The organism is Tractidigestivibacter scatoligenes (genome assembly GCF_001494635.1).
Taxonomy (GTDB): Bacteria; Actinomycetota; Coriobacteriia; order Coriobacteriales; family Atopobiaceae; genus Tractidigestivibacter; species Tractidigestivibacter scatoligenes.
In genome coordinates this window covers 44,879-66,455 of the sequence record NZ_LOJF01000011.1, presented here as the reverse complement: position 1 = coordinate 66,455, position 21,577 = coordinate 44,879, and the positions used below count along the sequence as shown (strand labels likewise).

Below are 21,577 nucleotides of genomic sequence, written 5' to 3'. Positions count from 1 at the left end.
ATGGCATCAGAAATGATGGAAGCGCTGATGGCGCTCTGCCAGGAGAAGCACATCGACGAGCTGTACCTGCTCGACCGACTGGAGCAGTCGCTCGCCAAGAGCTATGCCGACATTCTCCACCTCCCCTTCGGCGCGCGCGTCACAATCGACCACGCCACCGGCAAGGTCTACGTCTACGAACTCATCCCCAAGGAGGAGTCCTACGACGAGGAGACCGGCGAGTACCTCGACTTTGACGAGAAGGACGTCACCCCGCCCGACACCTCCCGCATCGCGGCGCAGCACGCCAAGGCCGAGATTCGCGCAATCGTGCGCAACGCGGCCCGCGTCCAGATCTACGAGGAGTTCTCGCAGCGCATCGGCGACATCATCACCGGCACGGTGCTCCAGACCACGCCCGACTTCACGATCATCAAGATCCGCGAGGGCGTCGAGGCCGAGCTTCCCCACTTTGACCAGCGTCGCTTCCCCGAGGAACGCAACGAGCGTCCCGTGGGCGAGCACTACGCGCACAACCAGCGCCTGAAGGCCATCATCATCGACGTGCGCGACCCGAACAACGACCAGCCCACTGTGCGCGGCGAGCGCCAGCGTCCGCCCATCGTGGTCTCCCGCACCCACCCCGACCTCATCCGCAGGCTCTTCGAGCTCGAGGTCCCCGAGGTCTACGACGGCGTCGTCGAGGTTCGCTCCATCGCCCGCGAGCCTGGCATCCGCTCGAAGGTCGCCGTCTCGTCCAAGGACGACCACCTCGATCCCGTGGGTGCCTGCGTCGGCCCCAAGGGCAGTCGTGTGCGCACCGTTGTCTCCGAGCTGCGTGGCGAGCGCGTAGACGTGGTGCCCTGGTCCGATGACCCCGCCCGCTGCGTTGCCAACGCCCTCTCGCCTGCACGCGTGTCTCGCGTGGTTCTTGGCCCCGAGGACGGCTACGCCACGGTCATCGTGCCTGACGACCAGCTGTCGCTGGCCATTGGCAAGGAGGGCCAGAACGCACGCTTGGCCGCGCACCTCACCGGCATGCACATCGATATCAAGAACGAGTCGCTTGCCGCTGGTGTCCTGCGCGATCTGCCACATGCCGCTGAGGCCCCCGAGGGCGAGGCCGAGGAGGACGGCGAGCAGCACCGCTGCGAGTACGTGGGCGAGAACGGCATCCAGTGCCGCAACATGGCCCGTCCGGGCTCGCGTTACTGCGGCATCCACGAGAAGGTCATGGATGCCGAGGTCTCGGACGACCCCGACTCTCTGATCTAGCGTCCCCAAGCGGACTTTTGATTGCAGGCACTACCCGGGCGGCACGGCCGCCCGTGAATGAAAGGTTGGTCACATGGCCAAGACTCGCGTACACGACCTTGCCAAGGAGTACGGGATGACGAGCAAGGAGATGCTCGACCATCTCCGCGACATGAAGATTCCCGCCAAGTCTGCCTCCTCGACGCTCGAGGACGCCTACGTCTCCATTGTGCGCAAGAAGCTCAAGCCCATCCTGGAGGATCGCGCTGCCCAGATTGAGGCCGCCAAGAAGGCCGAGGAGGAGGCTGCCGCCGAGGCCAAGAAGGCCGAGGAGGAGGCCGCCGAGAAGGAGCGCGTCGCAGCCGAGAAGCGCCGCGAGCGCGAGCGCGCCGAGGAGGAGAAGAAGCGCGCTGCCGCCGAGGCTGCGAGGAAGCGCGCCGAGGAGGAGAAGAAGCGCGCTACCGAGAAGGCCGCCAAGGAGCGTGCCGAGGAGGAAGAGCGCAACCGCGTCCACGACAACGCCCCCAAGTCGATGCCCACCTTCACCTCGCTGCTTGACCAGATTGCCCAGCAGGAGCAGGTGCTCAAGCAGCAGGCCGAGGAGGCCGCGCAGAAGAAGGCCGAGGGCCAGGGTCGCCGCGAGCGCCGCAGCGATTCCGACCATGCCCGCTCCGAGCGCAAGAGCTACTCGGCTCCGTCTCGCATGGAGCAGGACGGCAGTCCCGAGCAGGGCGAGGGCCGTCCCGGCCGCAAGGGCCGCAAGGGCAGCCGCCGCGGCGACGAGGGCGAGGACCGCTACAGCCGCATGGCCCGCGAGGCCGAGGCCTACAACCGTAGCCGCGTCCTCGACGAGGCCCGCGAGGCCGTCGAGGAGGCGTCGCGCGAGTCCACCGGCAGGCGCCGCCGCCGCAAGGAGCGCCGCCAGAAGCAGGCCGAGGAGGCCGCGGAGGAGAAGCGCATAGAGGAGGCCATCGCCAACGACCAAGACCTCTCGCAGCTCGACACCGTGAAGGTCCCGCAGGGCGCCACGGTCGCGCAGCTCGCCGAGCTTCTCGGCGTGCCGGCCAACGACATCATCAAGCGCCTCTTCCTCCTGGGCAACCCCCTCACGCTCACCGAGTCCATGTCCGACGACCTCATCGAGCTGGTCGCCGACGACCTGGGCCGCGACGTCAAGGTCATGACCAAGGAGGAGGAGAACTCCTTCACCTTCTACGATGACCCCAAGGACCTGAAGCCCCGTCCGCCCGTGGTCACCGTCATGGGCCACGTCGACCACGGCAAGACGTCGCTGCTTGACGCCATTCGCCACACCGGCGTTGCCGAGGGCGAGGCCGGCGGCATCACGCAGGCCATCGGCGCCTCGCAGGTCAAGATCAACGGCCGCACCATCACCTTCATCGACACCCCTGGTCACGAGACCTTCACGGCCATGCGTGCCCGTGGTGCCAAGGTGACCGACATCGTCATTCTTATCGTGGCTGCTGACGACGGCGTCATGCCCCAGACCGTCGAGTCCATCAACCACGCCAAGGCCGCCGGCGTGCCCATCGTCGTGGCGGTGAACAAGATCGACAAGCCCGGCGCCGACCCCACCCGCGTGCGCCAGGAGCTCACCGAGTACGGCATCATCCCCGAGGAGTGGGGCGGACAGAACATGTTCGTCGACATCTCGGCCAAGAAGCACATCGGCATCGACAACCTGCTCGAGGCCGTCCTGCTCGAGGCTGACGTCCTCGAGCTCAAGGCCAACCCCGACACCTTTGCCTCGGGCAACGTCCTTGAGGCCAAGCTCGACCGCGGCCGTGGCTCGGTTGCCACGGTACTCGTGACCCGCGGCACGCTCCACGTTGGCGATGCCCTGGTTGCTGGCATGGCCTACGGTCGTGTGCGCGCCATGCTCGACCCCAAGGGCAATCCCGTCGAGACGGCAGGACCCTCCGACCCGGTGGAGATCCTGGGCCTTCAGAGCGTCCCCATGGCAGGCGACGAGTTCCGCGTCTTCCAGGATGACCGCGACGCCCGCGACCTTGCTGACCAGCGCGCCCTCAAGGCCCGCATCGAGGAGCAGAACCGCGTGAAGCACGTCACGCTCGAGAACCTCTTCGACACCATGGCAGACGCCGAGGTCAAGGAGCTCAACCTCATCATCAAGGCCGACGTCCAGGGCTCCATCGAGGCGCTCCAGGACTCGCTCGACAAGATGGACCAGTCCGAGGTCCGCATCAACACGATTCACGCGGCCGTGGGCGCCATCACCGAGACCGACGTCACGCTCGCCGATGCCTCCAACGCCATCATCATTGGCTTTGGTGTGCGTCCTGACGCCAAGGCGCGTGCCGCTGCCGAGCGCGAGGGCGTCGAGATTCGTACCTACAGCGTCATCTACAAGGCCATCGAGGACATCGACGCCGCCCGTATCGGCATGCTCAAGCCCACCGAGGAGGAGGTCCAGACCGGCATCGCCGAGGTCCGCGACACCTTCAAGGTGCCCAAGGTTGGCATCGCCGCCGGCTGCATGATCTCCGAGGGCGAGGTCTCCCGCGACGATCAGGTTCGCCTCGTGCGCGACGGCATCGTGGTCTACGAGGGCAAGATTGCCTCGCTCAGGCGCTACAAGGACGACGTCAAGAGTGTCAAGGCCGGTTTTGAGTGCGGCATTGGCCTGGAGAACTTCCAGGACATCCACCCCGGCGACCAGATCGAGGCGTACCGCGTCGAAGAGGTCGCGCGCACGGAGTAGGGAGGCACACGTGAAGCAGAACCAGCACTCGCGCCGCACCAACGAGATTGCGCGCGAGAAGCTCGCCACCATCATGCTCTTTGAGGTCTCCGACCCCGACCTCCAGCTCGTGACTGTCACGGGCGTGGAGGTCTCGGTCGACAAGTCCTTCATGCGCGCCTACGTGAGCTGCGATGCCTCCCGCTACGAGGAGGTCTCCGCTGCTCTCGAGCGCGCCAAGGGGCGCATCCGCTCGCTTCTCGGCCACGCGCTTGGCTGGCGCGTGACGCCTGAGCTTGCGTTCCAGATCGACACCACCACTGACGAGGCCGAGCGCATCTCTCGTGCGCTTGATAACGTCCCGCCAACGCTTGGCGTCGAGAAGGACGAGAACGGCTATCCCATCGCGGCGGACGCCGAGGACGGCGCCAGCGACGCTGCCGAGGGCGAAGAGGGCGAGTAGGGAAGAGCTTGATGAGGGTTTCCGAATACATGGAACAGGCGGAGCTCTTCAAGGGCGTTGTCGCGCTGATCGAGGATGCCAACACCATCGCGATCTGCGCGCACACCTCGCCCGATGGCGACGCCATTGGCTCCGGCCTTGCCCTGGCCGAGGTCATTCGCACCGCGTGGCCGGGCAAGCGCGTGACCAACCTCCTGGCCGATAAGGACCCCGTCCCCAGGATCTACCGCTTCCTGCCGGGGTCCGACACCTTCGTGCACGCGGTGGACTACGACGTGACGCCGGATCTCTTCATCTGCGTTGACCTCTCGCAGATGTCGCGCCTGGCTGACGCCGAGAAGATCTGCGCCCGCGCGCACCACGTGGCCGTTCTTGACCACCACCCCTCGGGCGAGCGCTTCTGGGAGGCGGGCGTGGTTCGCCCCGATGCCGCCGCCACGGGCGTCATCATCTCCGAGTTCTGTCTGCACTCCTCGCGCGTCCTCACGCCCACCATCGCGCAGAACCTTCTCTGCGCCATTGTGACCGACACGGGCCGCTTCCAGTACCAAAACGCCGACAGCGAGGCCTTTGAGACGGCAAGCATGCTGGTTGAGGCCGGTGCCTCGCCTGCGGAGGTTGCGCTCAACGTGTACCAGTCCGACCGCCTGGCCTACGTGCACCTTGCCGCCCGCGTTCTTGCGCGCATCCAGACCTTTGCCGAGGGCCGCATTGCCTACAGCTTTGCCACGGCGGAGGACATCGCCAACGCCGGCGTCACGCTCGACGAGCTTGACGGCCTCATCGACCTGGTACGCTGCATCGAGGGCACCCAGGTGGCGCTCTTCTTGAAGGAGGTCGACGGCGGCAAGGTCCGCGGCAACCTCCGCTCCAAGTGCGACCTGGACGTCTCGGGCATCGCGCGCGAGATGGGCGGCGGTGGACACCGTGCTGCTGCCGGGTTCACTGCCTCGGGCACTGTGGACGAGGTTCGCGCCATCGTGCTTCCCAAGCTCTGCGCGCTTTTCGATGACTCCGCGGCACCCTCGAGCGCCCTGACGGCAGACGTGCGAGGTGCGTCACGGTGAGGCGCGGCGAGTCGGGCTACAACGCCCTCCTCGGCATCGACAAGCCCTGCGGAATGACGAGTCACGACGTGGTGAACCACGTGCGGCGCGTCCTGGGGGAGCGCCGCGTGGGACACGCCGGGACGCTTGACCCCGCTGCCTCGGGCGTGATGGTGGTTGGCGTGGGCCAGGGCACGCGCCTCATGGGTCTTCTCACCGCCGAGCGCAAACGCTACACGGCAGGCATCATCTTTGGTTGCGAGACCGATACGGACGACGCCGACGGCGCGCCCACGGTTGCCGCCGAGGTCCCCGAGCGCCTGGGCAGCGAGGACGTGGCCCGCGGTATTCTCGCCAGCTTTGTGGGCGAGCAGGACCAGGTGCCTCCTGCGTATTCCGCCATATCCGTGGACGGGCAGCGCTCCTACGCGCTTGCGCGCGAGGGCAAGGCGCCTGAGCTGGCAGCCCGCCGCATCACGGTCTTCTCTGCAGAGCTTGTCGAAATAGCCTCGGTGGAGGGGCAGCTCAGCTGGGTCGTCGACTTTGACGTCTCCAAGGGCACCTACATCCGGAGCCTGGCACGCGACATCGGGCGTGCCGCTGGGTCCGCCGCGCACCTCGTGGCGCTGCGGCGCACGCAGTCCGGCTCGGTGGGGCTTGACGCCTGCCTGGCGCTGGACGCTGTCGACGCGGCGCAGGATCCGGCGGAGGTTCTTGCCCACGCGCTTGACCCCGTTGCGGCCCTTGGTGCCCCAGTGCGCCTGCTGAGTGCGCAGGAGGCGGCAGACGCCGCCTGCGGAAAGGTCGTGGCGGCGGGAACGGTACGCGTGGCAGACGGCACAGATCGTGCCCCGCTTCCTGGCGAGCGCGTTGCCATGGTCTTTGACCAGCGCCTCGTTGGCGTATGGAGCTGTGGCAGGCGCGGCCTTGCCTGCGAGGTCAACTTCCCGGCCGGCATCACGGGGGTGCGCGCATGACGGGCGAGCCCTTCTCCTGCGCGCCCGACTGGCACGAGCCCACCTGGCCGCTCTCGCACGCGGAGGCGCGCCGACTGGCTGCGGCCTCGACGCTCTCGGGCGTGTCGCTTGGCGCATCCATGCATCTGCCGGACGCCACGGCCTACCTTGCTCCTGGCGTCACGCTGGGGCCCAACCAGCGCTTTGTCTGCGTGATTGGCGCCTTTGACGGCCTGCATGCGGGGCATCGCGCCCTCATCGCCCAGGCCGCCGCGGACGCCCGCGCGCGGAACCTGCCACTTGCCCTGGTGACCTTTGACCCCGACCCCTCGGAGGTCCTTTCCACCCGTCCGCCCGAGCGCCTGCTCTCCGATGCGGACCGCGTGCGCTCGCTGGCTCTCTCCGGCGCGGACGCCATTCTCGTGCACCGCTTCACGCCTGAGCTTGCGGCGCTTCCGTACGACCGCTACGTCACCGAGGTGCTGGGCGGCATTCTTTCGCCTGCGGCCATCCATGTGGGCGAGGACTTCCGCTTTGGCTCCGGCGGCGCGGGAACGGTAACGGCAATGGCTGCCCTGGGCGAGAAGTGCGGCTTCGACGTCTTTGGTCACGCGCTCGTGACGGCGGAGGGAAGCCCCGTCTCGGCCACGCGCGTGCGCGGGCTTCTCGGCGAGGGCAAGGTCGAGAAGGCCGCCCAGCTCCTGCTTCGCCACCACTTCCTGGGTGGGCGCATCGTCCACGGCCGCGGTGAGGGCACCTCGTTTGGCTTTCCCACGGCCAACGTTGAGCTGGACGGCCGTGACTGCCTGCCGGCCAACGGCGTCTACGCCTGTCTCGCCATCATCGATGGGCGCGTCTGGCCCGCGGCGGTTAACGTTGGTGCGCCGCCATCTTTTGACGTGGCGGCCCACCCCATGCTCGAGGCAAACCTCGTGGGCTTCTCGGGCGATGTCTACGGCGAGGACGCCCGCGTGGTGTTTCTGCGCCACCTTCGTGCCTCTCGTCGATTCGACTCGCTTGCCGAGCTGGAATCCGCCGTGTTGGGGAACATCCAATGGGTACGCGAGAATGTCGGGGAGGAGTGCGTGGGGGTGGTCGCGTGATCAGCGACGAGGACAAGGAGCGGGTTCGCCAGGCCACCGACATCGTGCAGCTGGTGGGCGAGACGGTCGAGCTGCGTCAGCGCGGCCGGGAGTTCTGGGGATGCTGCCCCTTCCACCACGAGAAGACCCCCTCGTTCAAGGTGGATCCGGCAACGGGCCTCTGGCACTGCTTTGGCGCGTGCAGCGAGGGCGGCGACGTCTTCAAGTACGTGATGAAGCGCGAGAACCTCTCGTTTCCGGACTCCATTCGCTACCTGGCAGATCGTGCGGGCATCGAGCTTTCCGAGGACAAGAACGCCGCCCGCGGGCCGCGCAAGAACCGCCTCATCGAGGCCCTCACGTTGGCGGACGACTACTACCACACCATGCTCATGCGTGGCCGTGGCGAGGGGCCGGCCGCCGCGCGGGCCTACCTTGCCGGGCGCGGCTTTGGCTCGGACGTGTGCCGCCGCTGGCACCTGGGCTACGCGCCCGGGCGCGGCTCGCTCGTCTCGTACTTGCGCGGGAAGGGCTATAGCCCCAAGGAGCTCATAGCCGCCAACCTGGCCGTTGAACGCTCGGGGCGCCTTGCCGACTGGTTCTACGACCGGGCCATGTTTCCCATCCACGATGAGCAGGGGCGCACCATCGCCTTTGGCGGCCGCATCCTGCGCCCCGCCAACAACGCGCCCAAGTACCTCAACACGCGTGACACCACGGTCTTCAACAAGGGCAAGCACCTCTTTGCCTACGACCGCGCCAAGGAGACCATGACGGCAACGGGCACGGCCATCGTCTGCGAGGGCTACACCGACGTCATCGCCATGCACGAGGCCGGCTTCACCAACGCCGTGGCGGCGCTGGGCACCGCCTTCCGCATCGACCACATCCGGCTCATGGAGCGCCAGCGCGTCTCTCGCATCATCTGCATGTTCGACGGCGACGAGGCCGGCCAGCGTGCGGCCGAGCGCGCCGTCCAGTTCATCGACAAGACCTCGGCCTCGATGGTCTGCGTGGTTCTGCCCAACGGCCAGGACCCCATGGAGTTCCTCTCGTCCCACGACGCCTCCGCCATGCAGGCGCAGCTCGACGCCGCGGTGCCGCTCATGGACTTCGTGTTCACCAAGCGCCTGGCGGGCTATGACCTCTCGGCGCCAGGCCGGCGCGTCAAGGCGCTGGACGAGATGGCCCAACTTTTGGCGCCGCTCAAGAACTCCGTGCTGCTTGACGAGTACGCCACGCAGCTGGCGGACGCCCTTGGCATGGACGTTGTCGAGACAAAGCGCGTGATTCGCGAGAAGCCCGTTAAGGCCGCTGAGCCCGAGGTGCGGGAGCGCCGGCGCGAGGCCGCTGCCAGGCTGGCTGCGCCAAGTGCGGTACCCGCGGCTGCTGCGCCGTTTTCGGGGGATGAGGACGGCTACTCTCCCGTGCCCGACGACTACGTGCCTGCGGACGCCTACGAGGGTGGCGGCGTTCCCGTTGCCGCAGCGCCCGCGAACGGCGGTTCCTTCTCGGTCTCGCGCATGCTCTCGGGCGACGAGCGCATGCAGGTCGCCGTTGAGCGCGAGCTGCTCTCGATTCTTGCCGCCATGCCGGACGAGGTGCGCCCCTATGCCGATCGCCTGGCAGACGTGATGTGGGCGGACGGACGTCACGAGGGAATGGCCTGGGCAATGTTAGCCACGCCAGAGGGCACCGCGCCCGCAGACGTCGTGGCAGCCGCCACGGCCGTGGAGCCTGACGCGCCGCAGATCCTCTCGTCCGGGCGTGTGGTCTCGAGCCCCGGCATGGACGCGCGCGAGAAGGTCGCGTTTCTCGTCGACTCGGTCGAACTCTACTCGTGCAAGCGGCGCGTGCGTGAGGCTAAGGCGCGCCTGCGGCAGGCAGGGGACTCCGGAAACGCGGGCGGGGAGGATGCGGAGGCGCTCTTCGAGAAAGCAACTGCGCTCCAGAAGCGTATTAATGAGCTGACAAAGAAACTTTCTGCTGTTGTCGAGCAGTAAAAACGGGTAGCATCTTGAAGGTTACTGCGTCGAAGGGAATAACTTGGCTGCTGCAAAGAAGACGAAGGACGACATCAAGCTCTCCGACGAGCTTACGCGCGTGGTCGATGGGCTGGTGAGCGCGTCTGCCAAGTCTGGCGGAAGCGTGTCCGAGGATGACATCCAGGTTGCCATCCGTGACGTCGACGTGGACGGGGACGAGCTCTCCGACCTCTACGATGCGCTGCGTGGCAAGGGCGTCGAGATCACCACGTCGGGCGAGGCAGCCAACCCTGCCTATGGCATTGGCTCCATCGATGCCGGCGACGACGATGACGATTTTGGTGCGGACGACGACTTCTCCGACGACGATGACGCCCTCGACGGCGAGGACGACGAGGAGTCCGAGGCCGCCAACGAGGCCAAGGAGATCAAGGAGGCCCTGCGCTCGGTGCCCAAGGCCAAGGTCTCCAAGCCCAAGCGCTCGAGCCGCGCCCGTGCGCGCCGCCAGGACACCTCCACCGTCATGCTCACGGGCGACCCGGTGCGCATGTACCTTAAGGAGATCGGCAAGGTCGACCTGCTCACCGCCGATGAAGAGGTCCACCTGGCCATGAAGATCGAGGCGGGTACCGAGGCCTCCGAGAAGCTCGAGGCCGCCGAGAACGGTGAGATCGAGCTTACGCGCGCCGAGCAGCGCCGCCTCATGCGCATCGAGCAGGTGGGACTTGACGCCAAGCAGCAGCTCATCTCTGCGAACCTGCGCCTGGTTGTCTCCATCGCCAAGCGCTACGTGGGCCGCGGCATGCTATTCCTCGACCTTATCCAGGAGGGCAACCTCGGCCTCATCCGCGCGGTCGAGAAGTTCGACTACACCAAGGGCTTCAAGTTCTCCACGTACGCCACGTGGTGGATTCGCCAGGCCATCACCCGCGCCATTGCCGACCAGGCACGCACCATCCGCATCCCGGTGCACATGGTCGAGACTATCAACAAGCTCATCCGCGTGCAGCGCCAGCTGCTGCAGGACCTTGGCCGCGACCCCACTCCGGAGGAGATTGGCGCCGAGATGGGCATGTCGCCCGACCGCGTGCGCGAGATCCAGAAGATCAGCCAGGAGCCCGTCTCGCTGGAGACGCCTATCGGCGAGGAGGAGGACTCCCAGCTGGGAGACTTCATCGAGGACTCCACTGCCGTGGCGCCGCCCGAGGCAGCGAGCGACTCCATGCTCCGCGAGCAGCTTGACCAGGTGCTCGACGGCCTTGCCGACCGCGAGCGCAAGGTCATCAAGTTCCGCTTTGGCCTTGAGGACGGTCACCCCCGCACGCTTGAGGAGGTTGGCCGCGAGTTTGGCGTGACGCGCGAGCGTATTCGCCAGATCGAGTCCAAGACGCTTGCCAAGCTGCGTCATCCCAGCCGCTCCGGCAGGCTTAAGGACTACATGGAGGAGTAGCGCCTCTCGCGTTTGAGCTGGTAGATGTATGTGTGGGCCGTCCCTTTGGCGGCCCGCAATTTTGTAACGCGAGTACTCTCTGCGCGGTTGCGGCGCGGACGGGTCGCCGGTCGTAGTGCCGCCGCCGGTAGGCCCTTTTTGATGCAAATTGCAACAACGCACGCTCTCCGGCGACAAATAGTCGCCGGAAGGCCCAGTTTGGCGACAAAGTCATTCAAAAGGGGCTCTCCGGCGACGTGTTACCCGCGCACGAACGTGAGCGTCTCGGCGTCGGAGCGGCTCCGATTCAAACGGTACCCTCTCTCCGAGAACCCCTCGAGCTGCTCGACCTTCTCGACCCCCTGCTCTGCGCACCACCGTACAAACGTTCCGCGTGCGGCCTTCGCCTCGGTTGCGCGCTGGACAACGCGACCGTCAGAGGCGCGAACCTCCCCAAAAACGCAGGTCACCACAGGTACGCCCGTGCGCTGCGCCCAAGGGACCACGGCCTTTGCGTACTCCTGCGAGGCAACGTTCACGATGACGTCCGTACCGCCGCCGAGGAAGGCGTTTATAAGTCGCCCTCCCCAGAACTCGTAGAGGTCTCGGCACCCGTCAACGGCAAGCTTTGCCTGCATCTCCAGGCGATATGGGATCACGCCGTCAAGTGGACGCAGAATCCCGTACATCCCGGAAAGGATGCGCAGGTGAGACGAGAGCCACATCAGCTCCTTCTCGGTCATGACCTGCGGGGCTAGGTGCTGGTATTGAATGCCCACGTACGTGAGTACGGAAGGGGAGAGTAGCCGAGGTTCTCTCGCCATGTCCTCAGGCATGGTGGTAAGCCGTTCCCAGTTGGGCCGTGCCAGTGTGTCGCTGCATCGCCAGACCCTGCGTGCGCCGTCGTAGTCAAGGGAACGCAGCTTGCGGGCCAGGTGCTGCGCGTCGGCGAGAAACGCGGGCCGAGTTTGGGCGAAGGGCGGGCCTTCGACTACGTCCATCCGCTTCGCCGGCGATATTACGAGCATCAATGCCATGCTGTTCCATTCCGTTGGCTGCCTAAGCCGGCCCGCAAGCGCGGAAAGACGAGAAAGTAACAAAGAAATATTCGAGGAACTGCCCTACGTTACACGATTTTTGAGTTTATTGCGCCGAACTGCCCTTCGTTATATGGGGTTTCTGGAGTTCCTCAAGTATGAGCGCCTGCATATTGTCCTTGCAAGTCTGATAACCACTATATGTTGTAGGCATCTACACGCCGACACTTAGGTGTCCTTCGAAATAGGGTGTAACGAAGGGCAGTTCGATGCAAAGAAACAGAAATTTGTGTAACAAAGGCGAGTTCGATGCAGAACGGAGCCCCTTTCACGCGCAATCTTGACTGCGCTCAAACTGATGAGCCACACAATGACGAATTCGCGCCGCGGGTTGGATCCCCGCGGCTTGCGGGAAGGCGGGGCTATGTTCAGGCAGATGAGACGCTTCAAGCAGCAGCTGGCGCAGGAAGAGTGCGAGAAGATCCTGCTCTCTGAGCGGCGTGGCGTCCTGGCGGTTCACGGCGAGGACGGCTATCCGTACGGCGTTCCCATGGACTACCTGTACGAACAGGGAAAGATCTACTTTCACGGTGCCAAGACTGGCCACAAGATTGATGCCATCAAGGCCGACAATCGCGTCTCGTTCACCGTCTTTGATCAAGGCGTGCCCGTTGAGGGCAAGGTTGGCCCAGACGTGCGAAGTGTCATCGTCTTCGGGCGCATCACGCTTATGAAAACAACCCCGGAGTCCCTCGAGATTGCGCGTCGCCTGGGCGAGAAGTACGACCCATCCGGCTACGTGGCCGACGAGATCAAGCGCACCGCCGAGAGGATCCAGCTGCTTGAGCTTTCCATTGACCACATGAGCGGCAAGCGCGTGAACGAGTCGTAGGTCGACATTAGGCGTGGCGAGTGAACAATCAGGAATCAAGGAGCGAACGTGGTTCTGGTAGGAGCCCTCATAAACGGTTTCGAGGCTGCAGTCGGCGGAGTTCTCGGCCTTTTCTTTAAGGGTCGGGTCTCGGAGCGCTTGGGGGACTTCCTTCTCAAGGGGCAGGGCCTTGCCGTCGTGCTGGTGGCCGTCCAGGGGATGATGCAGGGCGGCAGCGTTGCCATCGTTACGCTTTCGTTGGCGCTTGGCTCCGTGATCGGCCTGGGCATCGACATCGACGCGCGCATTCGTTCGTTGGGTGACTGGGCTCAGCGGTGCCTCAACCAGGCGTTTGCTGGTTCGAAGCGCCTTGGGAACTTCTCGGACGGCTTCGTCACGGCCTCTATCTTCACCTGTACGGGAGCCATGGCCATTGTCGGGTCGCTCTCGAGCGGCATCTTGCTTGACCACTCGACCCTCATCTCGAAGGGCGTCATCGACCTGGCAGTCTGCCTTCCCATGGCAGCGACTATGGGCATCGGCGTGCCCTTTTGCGGCGTGAGCCTTGTCGTCTACGAGGGCATCCTCTCCGTGCTGGCAAGCCTGGTGGGGTCCTTCCTCACCGACGCAGTTGTCACCGAAGTTGCCGTCACCGGCTCCACGCTGCTGCTTGCCGTGGGCACCAACCTCCTTGGCGTGACCGACATCAAGGTTGCAAACCTCATCCCTGCAGCGTTTGCCCCCATCTTTCTCGTCCCCGCGGCGATGGCGCTGGGGTTGATGTAGCCGCCGGGCCGCGCATTTGCGGCAGTGACGCTGGCTGCTCAGATGCTTGTTACCGGCACGTCTCGCATTTGAGAACCCAACTGGGCAAACGCTGCGGCCCCGCGACGAGCCGGTAACAAGGGGGCTTCTCGGCGCCGGCAATAAGAGGCTTCTCATATCACTCGTTGTTACCGGCACGTTCGTAGTTGCGGGCGGCTATCTGGGAAGATGACGCGGCGGTTCGACGAGCCGGTAACAAGGGAGCTTCTCGGCCCGTGCGTTGTTACCGACACGTTTGGCGTAAGATTGCCCAACAGGGCAAACGATGAGAACCTCGAACGGCCCGGTAACAACGATTCGCGACCCCAGCATCCCACGGAGTCTATTGGTATCTCCTAATCGGCTGCTGTATGAGCCCAGCTGGTGCATGATGGGTCAAAGGGACATAGATAAACTCTGGGGAAGGTCCGGTCGGTCGGAACAGAGGACCAGGGAGAGGGGAGAGCGCATGGCGAGAGGAACGGGGTTTCCCGCGGTCACGATTGTCGACGTGACCGAGTCAACCAATAATGACGTCATGCGCCTCGGTCGCGAGGGAGCGTCCCACGGTGCTGCCGTCGCCGCGCGCCGCCAGACCCTGGGCCGCGGCCGCAGGGGCCACGTGTGGGTCTCGCCCAAGGGAGGCCTGTACTTCTCGGTTCTGGTGCGTCCGCAGGTTCCGCGTGCGAGCTTCTCGGCCATCCCCGCAGCGTGCGGGCTTGGCGTGCTCGACGCGTGCCACGCGCTTGGCGCCCGGGACGTCGCACTCAAGTGGCCAAACGACATCATTGCGCTTACGGGCGAGAAGGACGGCTCCAAGCTGGGCGGAATTCTCGTCGAGGTGGGGGAGTCCGCGGCTGGCGCGTTTGCCGTGTGCGGCATTGGCGTGAACCTCACGCGCCCGTTGCGCGAGGTCATTCGCCCCGCCGCGGTCCACGACGGCATGGTAGGGGCGCTTCCGCCGGCCTACCTGGACGAGTGCCTTGATGGCACCGCGGCTAGTGCGGCAGGCGACTTTGAGGCGCTTGCCACGACCTTCCGAGACGCCGTCATCTCCCGCGTGGACGCGTGGGCGCAGGCGCTGGCCGCTCAGTCCCAGGCGGAAGGTCCGCTTGCGCCGCTCCTCGAAGACTACCAGGTGTCGCTGGCGCTTCTCGGCCACGCGGTGCAGGTTGTCTCGCCTTCGGGCGAGCTGCTCGGTGAGGGAACCTTTGCTGCCGTGGACGCGCTCGGACGCGCCTTTGTGCTCCAGGCCAATGGCCATGAGCTGCGCTTCTCCTCCGAGCAGGCCTCGCTCCGCGCGCGGGATTGATTTGCCGGGCAACGGAATCCCATTGCGGGGCAACGGGATTCCATCGTGCAGATTGCGTGAATGTGTCGGCATAACAGCGCATTGCGGAGAATTCGCTACACTGTAAATAATTAGTTAGACTAACTAATTAATTCCAACATCGTCGCCAACGCGATCGGGGGGTCACGTGGGCAAGTCGTATGAGAGGCACGCGCAGGAGCCGGGGCTCGCCGTCGCAAGCGGCCCGGAGGACGTCGACGTTAACGACGAAGTCGCCTTTGTCGCCGAGATCTCGCGCCTTCTGAGCAACACCTACGACTCGATTGACCGCCTTGAGGACCTCACGCGCCGCTCGCACGGTATCGACCTCTCGGTGGCCGAGCTCAACCTCATCGAGGTCGTTGGCCGCACGACCTTCCACACCGATGAGACCATCAGCGTCTCGGACATTGCCCGCGCGCTCGACATCAAGGTCCCCTCGGCCACCACGGCAGTGAACCGGCTCGTGCGAAAGGGCTACGTCGAGAAGTGCCGCGACCCCAGGGACGCGCGGCGCGTCAACGTGAGTCTCACCCGCCGCGGCGAGCGCGTCTTTAGGCTCCATGCGGTCTTCAACCGCCACATGTCCGAGGAGGTCTCGCTCGGCCTCACGATCCCCGAGCGCCAGGTTCTGCTCGACGGCATCCGCCGCCTCGAGCACTTCTACGCGGAGGCCCAGCGTGCCCAGCGCGAGGAGCTTGAGAAGATCCTGGCCGAGAAGGGCGGCGTTGCGTAATGTCCTACACGATCATCGGGACGGGCTCGGCGCTGCCCACCCGCAGTGTCACCAACGACGAGCTCTCCACCTTCCTCGACACCAGCGACGAGTGGATTCGCACACGCACGGGCATTCGCGAGCGCCGCGTCTGCACCACCGAGTCGCTCGACGACCTTGCGGAGCAGGCCTCGCGCAACGCCCTCGAGTCCGCGGGCATTGCCCCAAAGGACCTGGACCTCATCGTCTGCTCCACCACCACGGCAGACCACCTCATGCCCGCCGAGGCCTGCGCCGTGGCTGAGCGCCTGGGCGCCACCTGCCCCGCGTTCGACGTCTCGGCCGCGTGCTCCGGCTTTGTCTTCGCGCTCGACGTGGCAGACGGCTACCTTGCCCGCGGCCGCGCCAAGCGCGCGCTGGTGCTCTCTGCCGAGAAGTGCTCGCGCATCATGGATTGGACCGACCGCACCACCTGCGTGCTCTTTGGCGACGCCGCGGCCGCCGTGGTGGTAGAGGCCGGCGGCGAGAGTCCGCTCTGGACGCGCCTGCGCACCATCCCCAACGTGGCCGCGCTGGACGTGTCGGGAGTTGCCGGCACGAGCCCCTTTGACCCCACGCGCGAGGCCGCCAAGCCCAGCGCGCTCTCGATGAAGGGCAGGAGCGTCTACCACTTTGCCGTCACCGAGGTCACGCGCGAGCTGCGTGACATGTCCGCCGAGACGGGCGTCGCCCTCGCGGACATCGACCACTTCGTGCTCCACCAGGCCAACGAGCGCATCATCGATGCCGTCTGCACCCACTTGGGCCTCGACCGTGCGCGCGTGACCGTGAACCTTGCAATCACCGGCAACGTCTCGAGCGCCTGCATCCCGCTTGCGCTCGACGGCATGAGCCGCGCGGGCGAGCTTTCCCCCGGCGACCTCGTGGCGCTCGTGGGCTTTGGCGCCGGCCTCGACGTTGCCTCGACCCTCGTGCGCTGGGAGGCCAGCCCTAGCTAGCCCCGTCGCAAGTCCGCCGCACGGCGCGGCGGCACCTACGGTATCCCGGGCGTCGCCAGGCGCCCTCGTCCGCGCCGGGACCCCGGCGCCAGAAGAAGGAGAAGAACCATGGCAGAGTCCACTTTCGATCGCGTCGTCGCCATCCTCAAGGACCAGGAGGGCCTGGACGACGTCGAGCTCACCCGCGACACCAACCTCGCCGAGGTCGGCCTTGACTCCATGGCCACCGTCGAGGCCGTCATGGCCTGCGAGGACGAGTTTGGCATCGAGATCGACCCCGAGGCCAACCCCAAGACCGTCGGCGAGTTCGTCGACCTCGTCGATGGCCTTCTCGCCAAGTAGCACGGCCACCCCACGCGGGGGGAACGCACAAGAGCCGGGAGCGCCGGAGCCAAGACTAAGGACCAACCTCACATGATCAAGACACCCCTCTGTGACCTGGTGGGCATCGAGAAGCCCATCTTCCAGGGCGGCATGGCGTGGATCGCCGACGCGAGCCTCGCCTCCGCCGTCTCCGAAGCCGGCGGCCTCGGCATCATCTCGGCCATGAACGCGGGAGCCGACTGGGTGCGCGACCAGATTCGCGAGTGCCGCGAGCGCACGGAGAAGCCCTTTGGCGTCAACGTGATGCTCCAGAGCCCCTTTGCGGCGGACGTCGCGAGCGTCGTGGCCGAGGAGCACGTGCCCGTCGTGGTGACGGGCGCCGGCAACCCCAGCAAGTACATGGCAGACTGGAAGGCCGCGGGCGTGAAGGTGATCCCCGTGGTCTCCTCGGTGGCGCTTGCCCGCCTCCTCGAGCGCGCGGGGGCAGACGCCCTCGTGGCCGAGGGCGGCGAGTCCGGCGGCCACATCGGTGACCTCTCGACCATGGTCCTCGTGCCTCAGGTGGTCGACGCCGTGAAGGTGCCGGTCCTTGCCGCCGGCGGCATCGCCGACGGGCGTCAGGTTGCCGCGGCCTTCATGCTGGGCGCCGTGGGCGTCCAAGTGGGGACCCGCTTCCTGGTGGCGCGCGAGTGCACCGTGAGCCAGGAGTACAAGAACCGCATCCTCAAGGCCAAGGACCTCTCGACCATCGTGACCGGCCGCAGCATGAACGGTGCCGTGCGCTGCCTCAAGACGCCCTTGTCGCAGGAGTTCGCCCGCCGCGAGCGCACTGGCGCAACCCCCGAGGAGCTGGGCAAGTTTGGCGCCGGCAGCCTGCGTAAGGCCGCCAAGGACGGCAACTACGAGGAGGGCTCCTTCATGGCCGGCGAGGTTGCCGCCATGGTCCACGAGGAGCAGACGGCCCAGGAGATCGTCGACGACCTCATGGACGGCGCCGAGAAGTACCTGGGGGAGGCAACCAAATGGATCGCGTAGACACCGCAGCCGGGCGCCCCAACGTGGCCTTCCTCTTTGCGGGTCAGGGCTCGCAGAAGTCCGGCATGGGGCATGACCTCTACGAGGCAAGCCTTGCCGCCCGCACCGTCTTTGACGCGGTGGAGAAGGTCCGCCCCGGCACGCGCGAGCAGTGCTTCTCGGGCACCAAGGAGGAGCTCTCGCTCACCAAGAACACCCAGCCCTGCGTCTTTGCCGTCGACCTTGCCTGCGCCTGCGCCCTGCGCGAGCGCGGCATTGCGCCGGCGGCCGTGGCGGGCCACTCGCTCGGCGAGGTCGCGGCGCTGGCGTTTGCCGGCGCGTTTGACGTGGCTGCCGCAACGCGCCTGGTCCAGGAGCGCGCCCGCCTCATGACGGCGTGCTGCGACGAGCACCCCGGCGCCATGCGCGCCGTGCTCAAGCTCGACGCGGCTACCGTGGAGGGCCTCGCCGCCCAGGCACGCGAGGCCTGGCCGGTGAACTACAACAGCCCGCTCCAGACCGTGGTCGCCGGCTCGCCGGAGGCGTGCGAGAAGCTCGACGCCCTGGTGCGCGAGGCTCACGGCCGCTCGATGGCGGTTGCCGTCTCCGGCGCGTTCCACAGCCCGTACATGGCGGCGGCAACAGACGGCCTTGCCGCTTACCTTGCGGCAAACCCGCCGCAGGTACCGAGCGTGACCGCATGGGCAAACCTCACTGGCGATCCCTACGCGGACACGCCGGCCCAGATTGCCCAGACCCTCTCCGCGCAGGTCTCGCACCCCGTCCGCTGGGTGGACGAGCTCCATGGGCTTCAGGCTGCGGGCATCGACACCTTTGTGGAGGTGGGACCCGGCCACACGCTCACGGGCCTCGTGAAGCGCACACTCGAGGGCGTGACCACCTACAACGTCGAGACGCCGGACCAGCTCGAAGAGGTCGTTCAGGCGCTTGGGGAGGCGTAGCCATGGCTGAGAAGACCGCAGGGACTGGCGAGAAGGACACCCGCCGCGTGGCCCTTGTCACCGGCGGCTCGCGCGGCATTGGCCGCGCCTGCGCCGAAAGGCTCGCGCGCGACGGCTTTGACGTGGCCATCATCTACGCGGGCAACGAGGAGGCCGCCACAAGCTGCGTACGCGCCCTCGAGGGCCTTGGCGCCCGCGCGGCGGCATATCGCTGCGACGTGGCGGACGCCGATGCCGTCAAGGAGACGGTCGCCAAGGTCACCAAGGACTTCGGTCCCGTGTGGGCGCTCGTGAACAGCGCCGGCATCACGCGCGACGGGCTCTTTGCTCGCATGCGCGACGAGGACTTCGACCGCGTGCTCGACGTGAACCTCAAGGGCACCTTCAACATGGTGCGTGCGCTCGCGAGAAACTTCGTGCGCCAGCGCGGCGGCCGCATTGTGAACGTGAGCTCCGTCGTGGGCCTGCACGGCAATGCGGGGCAGGTCAACTATGCCGCGTCCAAGGCGGGCGTGGTGGGTCTCACCAAGTCTGTGGCGCAAGAGCTCGCCGGTCGCGGCGTCACCGCAAACGCCGTGGCGCCCGGCTTCATCGACACCGACATGACCGAGAAGCTCCCGCAGGAGGCTCGCGACACCTATGTCGCCCGCATCCCGCTGGGAAGGCTCGGCTCTGCCGAGGAGGTGGCCGGCGTGGTGGCGTTTCTCGTCTCCGACGCCGCAAGCTACGTGACGGGCGAGGTCATTCGCATCGACGGCGGGCTGTGCATGTAGGCTCTGCCTGCTGCTCGCGTTACCTGGGGCTGCGGCGGGGCCGCACGCCAGAAGGGGGAAAGATGGATCGCAGGGTAGTCATCACGGGCATGGGGGCCATTACCCCCGTGGGCAATACGGCCGAGGAGAGCTGGGACGCCCTTGTCGCGGGCAAGTGCGGCATTGGCACCATCACGGCCTTCGATACCACCGGCTTCCGCGTGAGCGTGGCCGCCGAGGTCAAGGACTTTGACCCGGTCGCGGCGCTCGGCAAGCCCGACACGCTCCACAACGACCGCAACGTCCAGTTTGCGCTCGTCGCCTCGGACGAGGCCATGAAGTCCTCGGGCCTCGATGCCGAGGGCGCCATCGACCCCGAGCGCCTGGGCGTCTACGTGGGCTCTGGCGTGGGCGGCATTGGCACCACCGAGGCGCAGGTCACCCGCTGCAACGAGGGTGGCGCGCGCAAGGTCTCGCCGTTTTTCGTGCCCATGATGATCGCGAACATGGCCGCGGGGCAGGTCTCGATTCGCCACCACGCGCTCGGCCCCACGCTGCCCGTGGTCACGGCATGCGCCACCAGCACAAACGCCATCGGCGAGGCGTACCGCGCCATCCGCTACGGCTATGCCGACGCCATTCTCGCCGGCGGCACCGAGGCGGCCATCGTGCCGGTCTCCATTGCTGGCTTCACCAACTGCCGTGCCCTCACCACCAACCCCGACCCGGCCACGGCCTGCCGTCCCTTCGACGCCAACCGCGACGGCTTTGTGATGGGCGAGGGTGCCTGCATCCTGGTGCTCGAGGAGCTGGAGCACGCCCTTGCGCGTGGCGCCAACATCGTGGCAGAGGTCTGCGGCTACGGCAACACCGCCGACGCCTACCACATCACGAGTCCCGACCCCACGGCCTGCGGCATCACGCGCGCCATCAAGCAGGCCGTCGCCGAGTCCGGCATGGACACAGACGAAGGTCTCTACATCAACGCGCACGGCACCTCGACCAAGCTCAACGACAAGACCGAGACCATGGGCATCAAACAGGCGCTGGGCGAGAAGGCCGCGCATGCCGCGCACATATCGTCCACCAAGTCGATGACCGGCCACATGCTGGGAGCCACCGGCGCCGTTGAGGCCATGGCCTGCGCCTGCGCGCTGCGCGACTCGGTGGTGCCGCCCACTATCGGCCTGGCCGAGCCCGACGCGGACTGCGACCTTGACTACACGCCCGGCCACTCGGTGCCGTTTGACGGCAGGTGGGCCATGTCCACCTCGCTGGGCTTTGGCGGCCACAACGCCGTGGTCGTGCTTCGCCGCTACGAGGGGGAGTAGGAATGGACACCAGCAGTTCTCGCGTGGACGCGCTCGCGCAGGTGATGCAGGAGCGCGGCCTGGCACGCATTCGCATCGAGGAGGGCGACTCCTCCATCGAGATGGAGCGCCCCGAGGCGTTCCCGGCTCCCGTTGCGGCCGCCGCCCCGGCTCCGCTTGCCGCTGCCGTCCCAGCACCGGCCGCGCCTGCCGCCCCGGCGCCCGCCCCGGCCGCAGCCGACGGCGAGGACGCCGCCCCCGCAGACGCGGACTCCACCGACGCCGGCAAGCCCCTCGATATGACCAAGGTCATCGCCGTGCGCGCACCCATGGTGGGCGTCTTCTACGCTGCCGCCTCGCCCGGCGCCGAGCCCTTCGTGCGCGTGGGCTCCAAGGTCAAGAAGGGCGACACGCTCTGCGTGATCGAGGCCATGAAGGCCATGAACGAGGTGACCGCCGAGGCAGACGGCGAGGTCGTGGACATCTGCGTGAGCGACGGCGAGCTCGTCGAGTACGACTGCGTCCTCATGAAGATCTACTAGGA

Annotated in this window: 20 protein-coding genes; 19 read left to right on the top strand and 1 reads right to left on the bottom strand. The window is 66.5% G+C overall.

Annotated features, from left to right (window positions below):
- The 8 genes from nusA (at position 1) to rpoD (ending at position 10,937) form a co-directional block, all read left to right on the top strand.
- Positions 1–1,254: a transcription termination factor NusA gene (gene nusA / locus AUL39_RS08970; protein ID WP_059055482.1), complete on the top strand. Its 1,254-nt coding sequence runs from the start codon at positions 1–3 to the stop codon at positions 1,252–1,254.
- A 73-nt stretch (positions 1,255–1,327) separates the two neighbouring features.
- The gene (gene infB / locus AUL39_RS08965; RefSeq protein ID WP_059055480.1) at positions 1,328–3,976 is read left to right on the top strand and encodes a translation initiation factor IF-2; all 2,649 of its coding nucleotides are present in this window, start codon (positions 1,328–1,330) and stop codon (positions 3,974–3,976) included.
- 10 nt (positions 3,977–3,986) lie between these two features.
- Positions 3,987–4,418: a 30S ribosome-binding factor RbfA gene (gene rbfA / locus AUL39_RS08960; protein WP_059055478.1), complete on the top strand. Its 432-nt coding sequence runs from the start codon at positions 3,987–3,989 to the stop codon at positions 4,416–4,418.
- An 11-nt stretch (positions 4,419–4,429) separates the two neighbouring features.
- A complete protein-coding gene (locus tag AUL39_RS08955; protein ID WP_059055476.1) occupies positions 4,430–5,485 on the top strand; it encodes a DHH family phosphoesterase in 1,056 nt (351 codons plus the stop codon).
- Positions 5,482–6,441 carry a tRNA pseudouridine(55) synthase TruB gene (gene truB / locus AUL39_RS08950; protein WP_059055474.1) on the top strand — a complete coding sequence of 320 codons (960 nt, stop codon included), beginning with the start codon at positions 5,482–5,484 and terminating at the stop codon, positions 6,439–6,441. Before AUL39_RS08955 ends, truB begins: the two co-directional genes overlap by 4 nt.
- Complete coding sequence (ribF, locus tag AUL39_RS08945) at positions 6,438–7,523, top strand: riboflavin biosynthesis protein RibF (protein WP_059055472.1); 1,086 nt, start codon at positions 6,438–6,440, stop codon at positions 7,521–7,523. The genes truB and ribF overlap by 4 nt, the downstream gene beginning before the upstream one ends.
- A complete protein-coding gene (dnaG, locus tag AUL39_RS08940) occupies positions 7,520–9,505 on the top strand; it encodes a DNA primase (protein ID WP_059055469.1) in 1,986 nt (661 codons plus the stop codon). Before ribF ends, dnaG begins: the two co-directional genes overlap by 4 nt.
- 43 nt (positions 9,506–9,548) lie before the next feature.
- Positions 9,549–10,937, top strand: coding sequence for an RNA polymerase sigma factor RpoD (rpoD, locus tag AUL39_RS08935; protein ID WP_082667352.1), 1,389 nt, complete (start codon positions 9,549–9,551; stop codon positions 10,935–10,937).
- Between the two features lie 239 nt (positions 10,938–11,176).
- Here rpoD and AUL39_RS08930 read toward each other — a convergent pair whose 3' ends face one another.
- Positions 11,177–11,944 (bottom strand): YaaA family protein, encoded by a 768-nt coding sequence (locus AUL39_RS08930; RefSeq protein ID WP_059055812.1) that lies wholly within the window; start codon positions 11,942–11,944, stop codon positions 11,177–11,179.
- A gap of 433 nt (positions 11,945–12,377) precedes the next feature.
- Here AUL39_RS08930 and AUL39_RS08925 point away from each other — a divergent pair, with 433 nt between their 5' ends.
- From AUL39_RS08925 to accB, 11 genes are all read left to right on the top strand, one after another.
- Entirely contained in the window at positions 12,378–12,845 is a 468-nt protein-coding gene (locus AUL39_RS08925) for a pyridoxamine 5'-phosphate oxidase family protein (protein WP_059055467.1), read from the top strand.
- Positions 12,846–12,893: 48 nt separating this feature from the next.
- Entirely contained in the window at positions 12,894–13,610 is a 717-nt protein-coding gene (locus tag AUL39_RS08920) for a DUF554 domain-containing protein (protein ID WP_059055465.1), read from the top strand.
- Between the two features lie 487 nt (positions 13,611–14,097).
- Positions 14,098–14,940, top strand: coding sequence for a biotin--[acetyl-CoA-carboxylase] ligase (locus AUL39_RS08915; protein ID WP_059055463.1), 843 nt, complete (start codon positions 14,098–14,100; stop codon positions 14,938–14,940).
- Between the two features lie 166 nt (positions 14,941–15,106).
- The gene (locus AUL39_RS08910) at positions 15,107–15,694 is read left to right on the top strand and encodes a MarR family winged helix-turn-helix transcriptional regulator (protein WP_059055461.1); all 588 of its coding nucleotides are present in this window, start codon (positions 15,107–15,109) and stop codon (positions 15,692–15,694) included.
- On the top strand, positions 15,694–16,671 hold the full coding sequence (locus AUL39_RS08905) for a beta-ketoacyl-ACP synthase III (RefSeq protein ID WP_059055458.1): 978 nt from the start codon (positions 15,694–15,696) through the stop codon (positions 16,669–16,671). Before AUL39_RS08910 ends, AUL39_RS08905 begins: the two co-directional genes overlap by 1 nt.
- 108 nt (positions 16,672–16,779) lie before the next feature.
- Complete coding sequence (locus AUL39_RS08900) at positions 16,780–17,013, top strand: acyl carrier protein (protein ID WP_059055456.1); 234 nt, start codon at positions 16,780–16,782, stop codon at positions 17,011–17,013.
- 72 nt (positions 17,014–17,085) lie between these two features.
- On the top strand, positions 17,086–18,030 hold the full coding sequence (locus tag AUL39_RS08895; protein WP_059055454.1) for a nitronate monooxygenase: 945 nt from the start codon (positions 17,086–17,088) through the stop codon (positions 18,028–18,030).
- Positions 18,018–18,971 carry an ACP S-malonyltransferase gene (locus AUL39_RS08890; protein WP_059055452.1) on the top strand — a complete coding sequence of 318 codons (954 nt, stop codon included), beginning with the start codon at positions 18,018–18,020 and terminating at the stop codon, positions 18,969–18,971. The genes AUL39_RS08895 and AUL39_RS08890 overlap by 13 nt, the downstream gene beginning before the upstream one ends.
- Positions 18,972–18,973: 2 nt before the next feature.
- Positions 18,974–19,744, top strand: coding sequence for a 3-oxoacyl-[acyl-carrier-protein] reductase (fabG, locus tag AUL39_RS08885; RefSeq protein WP_059055451.1), 771 nt, complete (start codon positions 18,974–18,976; stop codon positions 19,742–19,744).
- A 62-nt stretch (positions 19,745–19,806) separates the two neighbouring features.
- The gene (gene fabF, locus AUL39_RS08880) at positions 19,807–21,054 is read left to right on the top strand and encodes a beta-ketoacyl-ACP synthase II (protein WP_059055449.1); all 1,248 of its coding nucleotides are present in this window, start codon (positions 19,807–19,809) and stop codon (positions 21,052–21,054) included.
- A 2-nt stretch (positions 21,055–21,056) separates the two neighbouring features.
- Positions 21,057–21,575, top strand: a complete 519-nt coding sequence (gene accB, locus AUL39_RS08875; RefSeq protein ID WP_059055447.1) for an acetyl-CoA carboxylase biotin carboxyl carrier protein — start codon at positions 21,057–21,059, stop codon at positions 21,573–21,575.
- The last annotated feature ends 2 nt before the right edge of the window (positions 21,576–21,577 follow it).